Genomic DNA, 14,551 nt, shown 5'->3' with positions numbered 1-14,551 from the left:
TTTATACCAATCATATTTTGAAAACTTCATTATGATAGCATGAAAAAATTGTTAAATCTTAAATAGAAATCACAATACCAATATATCTGGAAATAAACCATTTCTGTTGTTAAAAATTCATAAAATACAAGAAAATCATTATATTTGCCGACTTAATTTAACGTAGTTATAACAAAATGCAAGGAAAAGGACTTATTACAATTGTCGCTATTGTACTAGGGTTGATTTGCTTAAACGAGCTATTACCAACATGGTACGCCAGCAAAATTGAAAAGCAGGCAACTGCTATTGCAGGAGACAATCCGGAGAAGTATCAAAAAGAAATCGCAAGACTTTCTAAGGATACTTTGAATTTAGGATTCACAAAACTTTATTACACTAAAGCCAAAGACAAGGAAATGAAACTTGGTCTTGACTTGAAAGGAGGGATCAACGTTCTTTTGGAGATTAACCAAAGAGATCTTGTGAATGATTTAACCAATTATTCTACAAATCCTGTTCTGATTGAGGCTTTAAACAAAACTGATGAAGCACAGAAGAATTCTACAAGACCTTACATCGACAATTTCTTCGAACAGTTCGATGTAATTAACAAAGCTAAAGGAACAAACCTTAAGTTGGCAGATCCGGAAATTTTCGGAAATACAACCCTTACTGAGGTGAAGTACAACACTCCTGATGAGCAGGTGAAAAGCATTGTTAAAAGAAAAATTGATGCGTCTGTAGGAACAGCTTTTGAGGTTATCAGAACGAGAATTGATAAGCTTGGAGCCATCCAGCCAAACGTTCAAAGAGTACCTGGTACGGCAAGAATTTCTGTGGAGATGCCTGGTATGAAGGATATCGACAAAGTGAAGAAAATGCTTCAGACTTCCGCAAAACTTCAGTTCTGGGAAGTACAGCAGGTTCCTGAAATTGCACCTTATTTCCAAACGTTGACCACTATGGTTGCTGCAAAAGGAGATTCTATGGGAGTAGCAAAGAATGTGAACTTCATGAGCCTTTTACAGCTTGACAAATTAAGAACGAATGGTGTTGCTAACGTAAAATTATCTGATACTGCAGTTGTAAATAAAATTTTAAACAGCAAAGTAGGTCAGTCTTTACGTCCGGCTAACATTAAATATACACAGTTCATGTGGGGTTACAAACCTGAAGCTACAGATGCTGAAAGCTTAGTATTGTATGCAATCAGAGGTAACATTAACCAAAAAGCTCCGGTAGACGGTGCTGTTGAAACTGCAAATATCAGCTACGACGAACTAAGCAGAGTAGTGGTAGACATGCAGATGGACTCCAAAGGAGCAAAAGAATGGAAAACATTAACGGAGAAAAACGTAGGGAAACCTGTTGCAGTAACTCTTGATAACAGAGTATATACAGCTCCAAACGTTGTAAATGCTATCCCTAACGGTAGAACTCAGATCTCTGGTAACTTCTCTCAGGAAGAAGCTAAAGAATTAGTAGATGTTTTAGGGGCTGGTAAATTGCCTGCAGGAGCAAAAGTAGTTCAGGCTACTGTTGTAGGTCCATCTTTAGGACAGGAGGCTATTGACTCTGGTTTAATGTCGTTTATTATTGCATTCGCAATTATTATTGTTTATATCATTTTCTACTACGGTGGAGCTGGTGTTTATGCGGTAATTGCAATGGTAATCAACTTATTCTATATTTTCGGTATTATGGATTCGGGTGACTTTACCCTTACGCTTCCAGGTATCGCGGGTATCGTTCTTACGATGGCAGTTGCGGTCGATACGAACGTTATCATTTATGAAAGAACCAAAGAAGAATTATTTGCAGGAAAAAGCATTCTTGAAGCCTATAAAGATGGTTTCAAACATGCATTGAATGCAATTATTGACGGTCACACGACAACATTCTTAACGGCGGTTGTATTGTTCTTCTTCGGAACAGGACCTATCAAAGGTTTTGCATTGACGTTGATGATCGGTATTTTAATGACCCTGTTTACGTCTGTATTGCTTTCAAGAGTAATGATCTTCTCAAGATTAAATAAAGGAAAAGGACTTTCTGTTTGGACTCCGGCTACGAAGAACCTATTCAGAAATACCTGGATCGATTTCATTGGAAAGAGAAAATATGCATACATTGTTTCGGCTGTTCTTACCGTTATTTGTGTTATTTCAATTGCAACTCACGGTTTCAAATACGGTATCGACTTTACCGGTGGTAGAAACTATGTGGTAAGATTTGATAAAGATGTAAAAGCTGAAGATGTTGAAGACAAATTAGTAGCATTATTTAAAACGGAAGATGGTAAAAACTCTTCTGTAGAAGCTAAAACTTTCGGAAACAATAAGCAATTAAAGATTTCTACAGATTACCTTATCGAAGATGAATCTTTAAAAGCTGACCAGATTATTGAACAGAAATTATTTGAAGGTTTAAAATCAAACTTACCGGCAGGAACTACATTGAAAGATTTCAAATCTGCTGATAAAGACCACGCAGGAATTGTTTCTTCTGAGAAAGTAGGACCTTCTGTAGCTGATGATATTCAGACTCACGGTATCTATGCGGTATTAGCTGCATTAGCAATGATCTTTGTCTATATCTTGGTAAGATTTAGAAAATGGCAGTTCTCCCTTGGAGCGGTTGCTGCTCTATTCCATGATGCGGTAATTATTTTAGGAGCATATTCATTGCTTCACAAATATATGCCATTCAACATGGAGATCAATCAGGATTTCATCGCTGCGATTCTTACGGTATTGGGATACTCAATCAACGATACGGTAATTATCTTCGACAGAATTAGAGAATACCTGAGAGAGAAAAAATCTTTAACATTAGCAGGTCTTTTTGATGACTCTATTTCAAGTACATTAGGTAGAACATTCAACACCTCATTTACTACGATTTTGGTTATCCTTGCGATCTTCATTTTCGGTGGTGATAACCTGAGAGGATTCATGTTTGCAATGTTAATTGGTATTGGATTCGGTACTTACTCATCTATCTTTGTTGCGTCTGCAATTGCTTACGACTTCCTGAAAACAGGAAAAGAAGAAGAGGTACATGGAAAGTCTACTTCTGCAAAAGAAGAGCTAGCTTCAAAGTAATACAAACTACAATAAATTAGTAAAGACCGTTTCTTTTGAAACGGTCTTTTTTTATTGCCCCATTTCTTTTTTAATTAATGATCATTAAATATCGTATCTCACTATAACTATTTGCATGTTTTTATTTTAATGGTTGAATTTTTACTTAGTTTTTAATTATTTTGTCTCTTTTCTATTGGTAATTGGTTATTGGTGTTTTTTCATTTTATTTTTGTTGTTTTTTTTATTGAAAGTTGATTTTTAAAGTTTAGATAAATTAGAATTATATACATTAAGTCTAATTTTAGAGAATAATTTGATTATGTGTAATCATTGAATAATAAAGGATATTTGCGAGTTTGTATCAAAATTATCGTTCTGTTTAAAAATTATTAAAAAATAAGAGTTTTATGTAGTAAATTATTTTATATTTACATAAAACAAAACAAAAATGAAAGTAGAAAAATTATTCGTTGCTGCGGCATTATGTGTCGGCAGTTTCCTTTTCGCACAGGTAGGAATTGGGATTTCTGATCCTGATAAAAGCGCAGCATTAGATGTTACCAATACCACTAAAGGGGTACTGATCCCAAGAGTTTCCAATCTGTCAACAATAGCAGCTCCAGCAAACGGTTTGCTGGTTTATGATCTCCAAAGACAGGCATTAACCCAGAATATCGGAACACCTTCCAGTCCCAACTGGATTCCGATCAGCGGTAATATTGTTAAATTCTTCTATATGCCGTCCATCAGCATTGATACATCTGCTTTAGGGACGGGAAGAACAAAAGACTTGTTCCAGCTTTATAAGACACAGTTTTCTACCCCAAAAGTCTCAAGTACAGGAGCTCCGGGCGCAATACCTTTCTTTGCCAATGCCTCAGATCTCTATTATTATGTAACCGATTTTGACAATACCGTATTAAGCAATGTAAGTATTGATACCAACGGCATATTGAAATATGATGTGGTGGGAACGGCAACGTCCTGCTCTTTTGTCAATATTGTATTTGTAATCAAATAGATTGAAGTGACGTGCAGTCATTATCATCATCCTTATCCAGGGATGAGTATTCTCCGTGTATAATTAACTTTAAAAAATTTTGATGATGAAAACAAATTTAATATTGCAGTATTTGCTTATAACAATAGGTCTTCTGGTATCAGGTAAAATGACATCTCAGGAGATGGTAACCCTTCCCAATGGCGGATGTGGGAGAATATTGGATACTAATACCTCAAGTTCAAGTGATGGTGGTTTTCTTTGTTTCAGATTGGGAAAAGAAGCGGCTAATCCTAATAATATGACGGATACTGATGTTAATTCATTTGCCTCTTTGAAGCCGGGTACAGGCGCTGGTCTTTTCTGCAGTATGTATGTAGGAGTAGGAACCAGCGGAGCAGATTTTCAGGCAAATAAGCCGGTTTATATTGACTTTGCTTCTGATGGGTTCAATTTTAACCCAAGTTTTAACGGTGGAAACTTTGTTTTCTATAACAATGGACAGGAAGTCTATCGTACAGGGATTAACGGACATTTTTTCTTTGATTTTGGTGATAACCAGGAACGAAGAATCATTAAAGTAATTCCTACGGCAGCCTGGGATGAAGTACAGCTTGCTTTTGGTGAAGCTATAGGCATTGGATTCTCATTCAGCCAGATGAGGGTGTACAATATCCTTTCTGAGTATTATCTTGCCCCGATGACCTTTCTGTCTCAGCCTACTGATAAAACGGTAGCCGTTGGCGGATCTACAACAATGACTGCTGTGATTAATAATACACCTACAGATGAAACACCGGATACTATTAATTACCAGTGGCAGGTCCTTATCGGAAGTACATGGACCAATCTGACCAATGGATCAAACTATGCTAATGTTACTTCATCAACCCTTACCATTAACAATGTTCCGGTAGGTTTTAATAATAATCAATACAGAGTGGTGGCCAACTCAAGTTTTCATACATGCTCTTTCCAGGCAATTTCTACTGTTGGCCGGCTTTTTGTAAACTCCGTAAATATTCCCGGAACTATTGCCGCAGACCAAACCGTGTGTATGGATATCAGTAATGATCCTGCAGCATTTAGCCAGACTATTACTGCACAGGTGAGTGGTGCTGCAGAATATCAATGGCAAAGTTCCGCAGATAATATAACATTCTCGAATATTACGAATGCAACATCTGCTGCCTATGATGCTCCACCGGTTACACAGACCACCTATTACCGTAGAGGAGTGAGGTCTGTACTGAACGGAAATACAACGGCTTATCAATACAGTAATGTGGTTAAGGTAACTTTAAAACAAAGCTGTCTGATCAAATGTATCATCACCAACAGAGTGCTCTATACAAAGCTGAACAGCAATTAATACCTCTGGTTTCTAATTGATAAATACCTGTTTCAGCAATGAGTCTGAAGCAGGTATTTTGTTCTTATCAAATATATCGGCTTACTTTTACTATTATACTTCTTTAATACGATGCAATTTAGAATCATTATTTTCCAGATTTGATTAATTTTGCACCATCATGGAAAATTCAAAGAAAAAAGCAGCTATAGGCTTCATATTTATTACTTTACTGATAGATATTACAGGATGGGGAATCATCATTCCTGTTGTTCCTAAATTGATTGAGGAGCTCATTCATGCAGATATCAGCGAAGCTGCAAAATATGGTGGCTGGCTGGGATTTGCCTATGCATTTACCCAATTTATTTTCTCTCCGCTTGTCGGAAACCTGAGTGATAAATACGGACGAAGACCTATTATTTTGATTTCTCTTTTTGGATTTGCGGTAGATTATATCTTCCTTGCCTTAGCTCCTACCATCTGGTGGCTGTTTTTAGGAAGGGTTATTGCCGGAATTACGGGTGCCAGTGTCACAACGGCCAGTGCCTATATCGCAGATATTTCCACTGATGAAGACAGAGCCAAAAATTTTGGACTGATAGGGGCAGCTTTTGGTCTTGGATTTATTATAGGACCTGTTCTGGGTGGAGTTCTTGGACATTATGGTGCCAGAGTTCCTTTCTATGCTGCAGCAGGTTTATGTTTACTTAATTTCCTTTATGGGTATTTCATCCTTCCCGAAAGTTTGGATAAAGATAAAAGAAGAGAATTTGACTGGAAGCGAGCCAATCCTATAGGTTCATTTAAGTTTTTAGGGAAACACCCTGAAATTTCCGGAATGATCGTTTCATTGATATTAATTTATATTGCAGGTCATGCTGTACAAAGTAACTGGAGTTTCTTTACCATGTATAAGTTCGGCTGGACGGAAAGAATGGTGGGAATCTCATTAGGAGTTGTAGGATTATTGGTAGGCCTTGTACAAGGTGGTCTTATCCGGTGGACAACACCAAGGCTGGGAGAACAGAAAAGTATTTATTACGGATTGGCTTTCTATGCTGTAGGAATGTTGTTGTTTGCTTTTGCATCAGAAGGCTGGATGATGTTTGTATTTTTGGTACCTTATTGTTTAGGAGGAATTTGTGGACCGGCTTTACAGTCTGTCATCACAAAAAGTGTTCCTTCCAATGAACAGGGAGAGCTTCAGGGAGCATTGACGAGTTTGATGAGTGCTACCTCTATTATCGGACCTCCGATGATGACGAATCTGTTTTACTATTTCACCCACGATGAAGCGCCATTCAAGTTTTCCGGAGCACCTTTCTTTTTAGCATTTATTTTAATGGCTGCCAGTGTAGTGATTACGTATTCTGCTTTTCAGAAAAAAGGGAAAGATGGAGTTGATTTAGCATCGAAAAAAGATTTTCATTAACAATAGATTTGTTCTATTCTGAACATGTCTACTGCTTTGGGTTAATCTATTCAATAATTTTACAGAAATAGTTTTGCTCACTTTTGAAAAAAAACAAATTATGAATATAGTAGACCTGGAAAAATATTTTGAACGGATTCATTTCACCGGAATTCCGGAGTTGAATATGGAGGTGTTGAAAAAAATACATCAGCTTCATCCTAAGTATATTCCTTTTGAGAATATTGATTCCTATACAGGAAAAGTTCCTTCTCTGAATTTAGATGATATTTTCAAAAAACTGGTTATAGAATCTCGCGGTGGATATTGCTATGAACAAAATCTGCTTTTAAGCGAAGTTTTAAAATATTTAGGATTCAACGTAAAGCTTCAGCTGGGAAGGGTAGTATGGGGCAGACAGGAAGACAGTGTTGCTGCACAAACCCATTTGTTACTTATTGTTGATTTTGAAGGAGAAAAGTATATCATAGACTGCGGGTTTGGAACGGCTACCCTTACGGCACCGATTCTTTTAAATGAAGAAAAACAGCAGCAAACGCCCAACGGAATATTTAAAGTTTCCCATCGAGAAGAAACCTATACCCTCTGGATGTTAAAAGAACAATGGTTTCCGGTATATCGCTTCATTCCTGAGCATGTAGAGCCTATTGATCTTGAGATCTCTAACTGGTATTTATCTACTCATCCGGATTCTCATTTTAAGAATAAACTGATCCTTTCAAAAGTAGATGAGAATGTCCGGTATACGTATACAGACCATGTGTTGAACATCCGGTCTGATCATGGTGAAAAAGAATCCATATCGATAGAAAATGATATGCAGTTGTATGAAATACTGACTAATACTTTTGGACTAAAAGAAAATGCAATAGAGGCTTTAAAATCAAAAGCCGGAGTTTAGCAGGATGTGATACAGCCTTTGTATAAAATAAAACGGGAAACTCAGCGAGCTTCCCGTTTTTTTGAAATCTGATTTTTATGAAAAATTATGGATAAAGGGATTTTGTCCCGTTACTTACAATATTACTGCCTAATCCAGAGAATGATACAGAAAAATTAGTAGAATTAAAGCTCAAAGAACCTGTAGGCGTACAAAGCCCTAATGCATAACGACATTGCCCGTAAGCGCCTGTTTTTTTGGTAATCTTACTTTCGCTTTTTGCTTTTCCTAAACTGATATATCCCCAGTCACTTACATCTGCATTGGAAACTGTAGAACCGGAGTAATAAATGGTAATCTGATACCCGGCTTCACCTCTCTTAGAGCCCCATAGCCAGTTGGCGGTCCACCATTGTTTATACCATTTAGATGCTACTTTAGAAGCTTCGTCAGATGCTTCAGAATGCCCACGGGTATCCACCATCACAAGACCTCCAAAGATATTATCCCAGATAATTCCCGAATCACCATAGAAACATAATGTGGTAAATTTCCCGTTTTTGCTGTTCCATGTTACTTCCATCACATTGATGCCTGGTTTTACTTCTTCAGTGACAGCCTCTTTTAATCCCTGCTGGGCAGTTGTCAGATCATCTCCGCTATATAAATCTCCAATTTTTCCGATTTTTACAGAAGATGGATCCAGTATGTTTCCGGATGCAATGAACTGATCTTTATCTGTAATCAGGCTTTTGGAAAGCTCAATACCTTTCTGGTCTGAAATTTTTCCAAGAACTGCTACACCAACAATCTGTAAATCATTTTTTAAATAGGTTTCAAGATTTTTGCCGGATTCATCCAATTGAATTTGTACAGCTTCAGGAACAGCCTGTGAAGGAAGAGAAGTGATCTCTTTTTTCAGGTCATCTACCGTTACCTTAGCCTGAACTATTTCCTGCTGGTTCATTTCGTTGCTTTCATTCTGGCAGCTGTTGAGTGCCAATACCGATAAAACGGCGAAAACTTTAAAGGTAGTCACTAGTTTTTTCATAATTAATATGTATTTGGTTGTGTGTTATAAATATACATAATTGTTGCGTAATTCTCATTGTTTTGAATTAAATATTTGTTAATTCGTAGGTAGGAGGTGGCAGATGTTAGGTAGCAGGTTATAGGGATTAGGGATTAGGGATTAGGGATTAGGGATTAGGGATTAGGGATTAGAGAGTTTAAAGTTTAGGGTTTAAGGTTTAAGGTTTAAGGTTTAAGGTTTTGAGCTAACGAGCAACAAAAACAACCAGCAACAAAATAAACCTCGTTACCCGAACGCCCAGAACTTTATAAAATCTTAAAATTTGTTTAAATTTTTAGTTTACAGTCCATAAATGCAATAATCTTTTGTAATTTTACGCCATGGAATTAAGCATTGGAGAAATGGCACTCATTGCCATTGCAATCGTTGTATTATTCGGTCCGGATAAACTGCCTCAGATTGCGCGTGACCTAGGTGCAGGCGTTAGAAAAATGCGTGGAGCAGTGGAAGATATTAAAACAGAAATCATGAAGGAAACAGATAATCCTGTTTCTGAAATCAAACGTGAGATTGAAAAGGTAAAAGATGCTGCAAAGGATTTCAACCCGATGAATGATATCAAAAAAGATATTCTGACAGAACCTACTTCTGTAGCTTCTAATGAGCCTCCAAAACCGAAGCCGGCAGATGATGAGACTTATGAAGGACCTGTAAGCAGATAATCTATGGAGGAAATTATTCAGGAAGATAAGAAGGTATTTCTTTACCTTAATAATCTAGGAGATTCATCTTTCGATCAGTTTTGGATGTTGATTTCAAGTACCTGGATCTGGGTGCCTCTTTACATTATATTTCTTTATTTTTTATACAAAAATTATAAACTAAGATCTTTAGTTTTTATCCTTATATTTTTGGCTATCGGGGCAACGGTTTCTGACCAGTTGGCCAGTGTTTTCAAGTATGGTGTGGCAAGGCTGAGACCCTGTCATGATCCTACGTTGGAACATCACATGAGAATTGTGAAATGTGGCGGACAGTTTGGTTTTTATTCTGCTCATGCTTCCAATACATTCTTTTTGGCTTCCTTTTTAAGTATTTTATTAAAAAATAAACTTAAATGGTTTCCATATGCTATATTTGTGTGGGCTATAGTAGTTTCCTACAGCCGTATATATTTAGGAGTGCATTTCCCGATAGATATTTTGGTGGGGGCGTTTGTTGGATCTTTATTGGGAGTGATATTTGGTGCACTCGCCAAAAAAGTCATCAACAAACAAACTATAACTTCATGAAAAAAACTTTATTAGCAGTAACTTCCCTCTGTTTCTTGATTAGTTCTTATGCCCAGGATAAAAAACTGGCTGAAGAATGTTTTAACAAAGCCGACTATAAATGTGCTGAAGAGCAGTATTTAAAACTGGCAGAGAAAGAACAGATTCAAAAATTTCAATCGGAATATTACGACTACCTTGGTACAGCTCAGAGAAGGCTTGGAAAAACGACTCAGGCTTTTAAATCCTACGAATCTGCACTGAAAGCAAATCCTATGTCGGTTTCTGTATATGCAAATCTCTCATCACTTTACAGTCAGAAAGGAAATAAGATAAAAGCATTGGAATATATAGAAAAGGGACTTCAGGTGAATGCTGAAACTCCGGATTTATATCTTACACGTTCCAAAATTTATGACAGTCAGGGAAAAAAAGATCTTGCCATCAAAGACCTTAATCAGATTCTGACCTTTGCTCCTGATAATCTTTTTGCAAAAACAGGATTGGCCAATCTGAAAAAAAATAATGGCGATCTGGACGGCGCTTTAAAAGATTATAATAAGCTTCTTGCCGAAAAACCGGAATCATTGCTTTATAACGGGAGGGCAGATGTTTATTTTAAAATGAAAAAATATAAGGAAGCTCTTGCAGATGCCAACAAAGCGATTTCTATAGATCCGAAATTTGCTCAGTCTTATGTAAGTAAAGCAATGATTCTGATGGATACCTCTAAACTTAAAGAAGCCTGCGAAAATTTCGATAAAGCAGTAACTCTTGGGTATGAAAAAGCGGTATTGACGGATGTTTACGCTAAATGTATCAAGAAATAAATAAAAGCACCCAATCATTTAAATAAATCCTTACCTAACAGTTTAAAAAACGAATAAAGAGATAGAGAGATGTTGAATATTGTTCTTGTAGAACCTGAAATACCTAATAATACAGGAAATATCGGAAGATTGTGTGTAGGAACCGAAAGCAGATTACACCTGATTCATCCGTTTGGATTTGTAATTAATGATAAAAATCTGAAGCGTTCGGGATTGGATTATTGGGTACATCTCGATGTTTCTGAATATGCGGATGTTGATGAGTGGGTTAAAACGATTCCTGATCAGTCGCGCGTTTTTTTAATGAGCTCACATGCTGAAAAATCATACCTGGAAACTGATTTTCAGGATGGAGACTGGCTGGTTTTCGGAAAGGAAAGTGTAGGATTGAGCAAAGAGGTTCTGGACCGTTTTGAAAACCATTTAACAATTCCTATGTCGAAACTCATCAGGAGTTTTAATATCGCGAACTCCGTGGCATTCGTCGTAGGAGAAGCAAAGAGACAAATCAGTTTGAAATAGAGATATGTTGGCTCAAAAGTCAAATTATTTGGCTTTTGTCATTCTGAACACAGACTGAAAGTCTGCGAACGCAGTTCAGAAATATAGTGAAGAATCTCAGAAATTGTATTGGTGAGATTCTTCCTTCGTCAGAATGACATTCTTGAGAGCCTCTTTTATTTTAATCGTTGTGATAGGGTTTTCCCTGTAGTATCTGATCAGCACGGTAAAGCTGCTCTACAATAAACAGACGGATCATCTGATGGGTAAAAGTCATTTTGGATAAAGACATTTTTTCATTTGCTCTGCTGTAGATATCTTCAGAAAATCCATAGGCTCCTCCAATCAGAATATGTACTTTCTTTACTGAAGAATTCATCCAGGTATCAATTTTCTGTGAGAATTCACGGCTGGTAAACTGTTTTCCTTTTTCATCAAGAATGACCACCAGATCGTTTTTATCAATATGATTTAAAAATAGTTTAGCTTCTTCTTTTTTAAGAAGGTCTGGAGATAGGTTTCTGGCATTTTTAACATCCGGAATTTCAGTAATTTCGAAATTCCAGTGCTTGGGTAAACGGTTGAGATAATAATTGATTAAAGAGGTAATTTCCTTATCGTCTGTTTTGCCGATACAAAGTAAACTGATTCGCATTGTAAGAAGTTTCAGACCGCAAAGATAGGGTTTCGCGGTTAATTTGTTGCTGGTTTTTTAGTTGCGGGTTGCAAGATTATTTGTTGCGAGTTGCGAGTATATTTTGTTGCTGGTTATTTGGTTGTGAGTTTCGGGATTCAAGCTGCAAGTTATATTAGTTGCGGGTTACCTTGAACCTTGAACTTTAAACCTTAAACTTTAAAGCCCTCCGACTCTCAAACTCTCAAACTCAAACCCCTAATCCCTAAAACCTGCCACCTGCTACCTAACATCTACCCCCTATCTTTTCCCTATTTAATTTAATTCCCCTACATTTGTATAAAGACAAACAGATCGATGAGTGTAAAGGTTCCTAAATTTATTTTGAAGATTCAAGAGTTTTTTGACAGCATCCATATTCCTGTTTTGGGAATATCGCTTTGGCAGATGTTTCAGATTTATATCTCCGGGATTTTCAAAGGAAAAATAGGACGAAAAGCGGCAGCAATTTCCTGGAGCTTTACCATAAGTTTGTTTCCGTTTATTCTGTTTTTACTTTCCGTTTTACCTTATATGCCGCATTATGATAAACTGCAGTTCTATATTTTTGATGTGCTGATGCATAATGTTTTTCCTTCGAATATGGAAGGTGATGTAAGAGGGTATATAGAGAATAATATTATCCCGAATATGAAAGGGATCAGTAATCTGACGATCGTTCTTGCACTTGTCTTTGCAACCAATGGTACTTTTTCTCTCATTAATGGTTTCAATGAGAATTCTGATGAGAAGCTGAGTGATGTAAAGGAGTTTATTCTTTCATTCTTTATTACGATAGGCTTTATCACCATTGTTTTTTTAGCGCTTTTTGGAGTATATTATGTAGAGGTTGTAATGAAGCTTTTTACGCCGGCTTATGATGTTTCCTGGCTTGTAGATAACCTTTCCAGCATTATTGGATTCGTTTCTTTCCCACTTTTTTACTTTATACTTTTAACGTTATTTTACTGGCTGGGTACCGTGAAAATTACCAGATTCCGACAAGCGGTTCCAGGAGCTATTTTAACAACTGTTCTGTTTGTGGTTACCACTTATATTTTTGCCATTTATGTAAAGGATATTGCACGATATAACGTTCTGTACGGATCCATAGGAAGTATGATTCTCCTGATGGTTTGGGTGAATGTAAACGTATATCTACTCTTATTCGGAAACGAACTGAATATGGCGATCAGAAAACTCAGAATAGAAAAGCTGCTGTCTGATGAGATCCAGAAAGAAACCTCAGGATATCATGCCCAGATTGCTGAACCTGATTTTGAGAGTGATGTGGAACATAAAAGAAAGCTGGAGAACCAGAAGAAAGATTAATTTTCTTCCAGTTCAGGGTTTTCTTTTGAGCTTACACTTAGAATGGTAAATCCTGCAATTGCAGCAATAAAAGAAGCAATTAAAATGGCAAACTTCGCTTCATCCTGAATAGGAATTTCACCTTTAAAGGAAAGAAGTGCGATAAATATGGACATGGTAAACCCGATTCCGGCCAATAAACCTACTCCGATCATCTGAAGCCAGTTACTGTTTTGCGGAAGCGAACTCAGTTTTAATTTGATGGCAATCCATGAGAATAAATTGATTCCAATAAGCTTACCCAATACCAATCCGCAGATAATTCCCAATCCTAATGTACTCGTAACCCCGGCCACCATTTCGCTGGAAAAAGTGATATTGGTATTCGTTAAAGCAAATATCGGCATAATCAGAAAACTTACCGGAATATGAAGTTGATGTTCCAGTTTTTCCAACGGTGAAATTTCTACATTGGAAGCATTGGTAGGAATGGAAAATGCAAGCAAAACACCTGCTATCGTAGCATGAATTCCGGAATGATGAAGGAAATACCATAAAAACAGTCCCGGAATGATATAAAATATAGTTTTGGTTACTTTTAAGAAGTTTAAAATAAAAAGCAGGGCTGTTACTCCAAAAGATAAGAGAAGGTAGATCCAGTGAATCTGGTCTGTATAGAACACGGCAATCACCAGAATAGCCCCCAGATCATCTACAATAGCTAATGCAGCTAAAAATATCTTGATAGAATTAGGAATCTTTTTACCCAGCATTGAAATGATGGCCAGAGAAAAGGCTATATCTGTAGCCATAGGAATTCCCCAACCATTGCTGTATTCCGTTCCTGTATTGAAAATGCTGTAGATTACAGCGGGAATAAGCATTCCGCCTACGGCTGCAAAAATTGGGAGAGAGGCATTTTTAAAGGATGAAAGTTCACCTTCTACAAGTTCACGTTTTATTTCAAGTCCCACCAAAAGAAAAAATACAGCCATCAGTCCGTCATTGATCCAGATACTGATAGGATATTCCAATCCAAAAAGATGAGTGCCTACTTCCTTGTCTAAAAAATGCTGAAAGTTTTCTGCAGCGGATGAATTGGCAATAAGCAATGAAATCAGTACACAGAAAATAAGAATAATTCCTGAGGACTGGCTGTTGTTGAAAAATTTTTTAAAATAAAGAGATAAATTCATGT

General features: G+C 36.9%; 13 protein-coding genes. 10 read left to right on the top strand and 3 right to left on the bottom strand.

Annotation, left to right across the window (positions count from 1 at the left end; translation table 11 throughout):
* Positions 1-176 precede the first annotated feature (176 nt).
* From secD to ACWPWS_RS08990, 5 genes are all read left to right on the top strand, one after another.
* A complete protein-coding gene (gene secD / locus ACWPWS_RS09010; RefSeq protein WP_105683557.1) occupies positions 177-3,086 on the top strand; it encodes a protein translocase subunit SecD in 2,910 nt (969 codons plus the stop codon).
* A gap of 430 nt (positions 3,087-3,516) precedes the next feature.
* Positions 3,517-4,089, top strand: coding sequence for a hypothetical protein (locus tag ACWPWS_RS09005; RefSeq protein ID WP_454046241.1), 573 nt, complete (start codon positions 3,517-3,519; stop codon positions 4,087-4,089).
* Between the two features lie 82 nt (positions 4,090-4,171).
* Entirely contained in the window at positions 4,172-5,440 is a 1,269-nt protein-coding gene (locus ACWPWS_RS09000; RefSeq protein ID WP_454046240.1) for a hypothetical protein, read from the top strand.
* Between the two features lie 160 nt (positions 5,441-5,600).
* Positions 5,601-6,854: a TCR/Tet family MFS transporter gene (locus tag ACWPWS_RS08995; protein WP_209785145.1), complete on the top strand. Its 1,254-nt coding sequence runs from the start codon at positions 5,601-5,603 to the stop codon at positions 6,852-6,854.
* Between the two features lie 100 nt (positions 6,855-6,954).
* Complete coding sequence (locus ACWPWS_RS08990; RefSeq protein WP_209785144.1) at positions 6,955-7,755, top strand: arylamine N-acetyltransferase family protein; 801 nt, start codon at positions 6,955-6,957, stop codon at positions 7,753-7,755.
* Positions 7,756-7,840: 85 nt separating this feature from the next.
* Here the strand turns inward: ACWPWS_RS08990 and ACWPWS_RS08985 are convergent, their stop codons facing one another.
* Positions 7,841-8,785 (bottom strand): hypothetical protein, encoded by a 945-nt coding sequence (locus ACWPWS_RS08985; RefSeq protein WP_454046239.1) that lies wholly within the window; start codon positions 8,783-8,785, stop codon positions 7,841-7,843.
* Positions 8,786-9,147: 362 nt separating this feature from the next.
* Here ACWPWS_RS08985 and ACWPWS_RS08980 point away from each other — a divergent pair, with 362 nt between their 5' ends.
* The 4 genes from ACWPWS_RS08980 (at position 9,148) to ACWPWS_RS08965 (ending at position 11,390) form a co-directional block, all read left to right on the top strand.
* A complete protein-coding gene (locus tag ACWPWS_RS08980; RefSeq protein ID WP_105683551.1) occupies positions 9,148-9,489 on the top strand; it encodes a Sec-independent protein translocase subunit TatA/TatB in 342 nt (113 codons plus the stop codon).
* Positions 9,490-9,492: 3 nt separating this feature from the next.
* A complete protein-coding gene (locus ACWPWS_RS08975; protein WP_209785142.1) occupies positions 9,493-10,059 on the top strand; it encodes a phosphatase PAP2 family protein in 567 nt (188 codons plus the stop codon).
* Positions 10,056-10,868, top strand: coding sequence for a tetratricopeptide repeat protein (locus tag ACWPWS_RS08970; RefSeq protein WP_454046238.1), 813 nt, complete (start codon positions 10,056-10,058; stop codon positions 10,866-10,868). Before ACWPWS_RS08975 ends, ACWPWS_RS08970 begins: the two co-directional genes overlap by 4 nt.
* A gap of 69 nt (positions 10,869-10,937) precedes the next feature.
* Complete coding sequence (locus ACWPWS_RS08965; protein ID WP_105683549.1) at positions 10,938-11,390, top strand: tRNA (cytidine(34)-2'-O)-methyltransferase; 453 nt, start codon at positions 10,938-10,940, stop codon at positions 11,388-11,390.
* A gap of 160 nt (positions 11,391-11,550) precedes the next feature.
* Here the strand turns inward: ACWPWS_RS08965 and ACWPWS_RS08960 are convergent, their stop codons facing one another.
* The gene (locus ACWPWS_RS08960) at positions 11,551-12,024 is read right to left on the bottom strand and encodes a 23S rRNA (pseudouridine(1915)-N(3))-methyltransferase RlmH (RefSeq protein WP_454046237.1); all 474 of its coding nucleotides are present in this window, start codon (positions 12,022-12,024) and stop codon (positions 11,551-11,553) included.
* A 336-nt stretch (positions 12,025-12,360) separates the two neighbouring features.
* Between ACWPWS_RS08960 and ACWPWS_RS08955 the strand changes: the two genes are divergently transcribed.
* Positions 12,361-13,374: a YihY/virulence factor BrkB family protein gene (locus ACWPWS_RS08955; RefSeq protein ID WP_454046236.1), complete on the top strand. Its 1,014-nt coding sequence runs from the start codon at positions 12,361-12,363 to the stop codon at positions 13,372-13,374.
* Here ACWPWS_RS08955 and nhaA read toward each other — a convergent pair.
* A complete protein-coding gene (gene nhaA, locus ACWPWS_RS08950) occupies positions 13,371-14,549 on the bottom strand; it encodes a Na+/H+ antiporter NhaA (protein WP_454046235.1) in 1,179 nt (392 codons plus the stop codon). The two genes, ACWPWS_RS08955 and nhaA, sit on opposite strands and share 4 nt — an antisense overlap.
* Positions 14,550-14,551 lie beyond the last annotated feature (2 nt).

Source organism: Chryseobacterium sp. Marseille-Q8038 (genome assembly GCF_965111995.1).
This window is presented reverse-complemented; position numbering and strand designations above follow the sequence as displayed.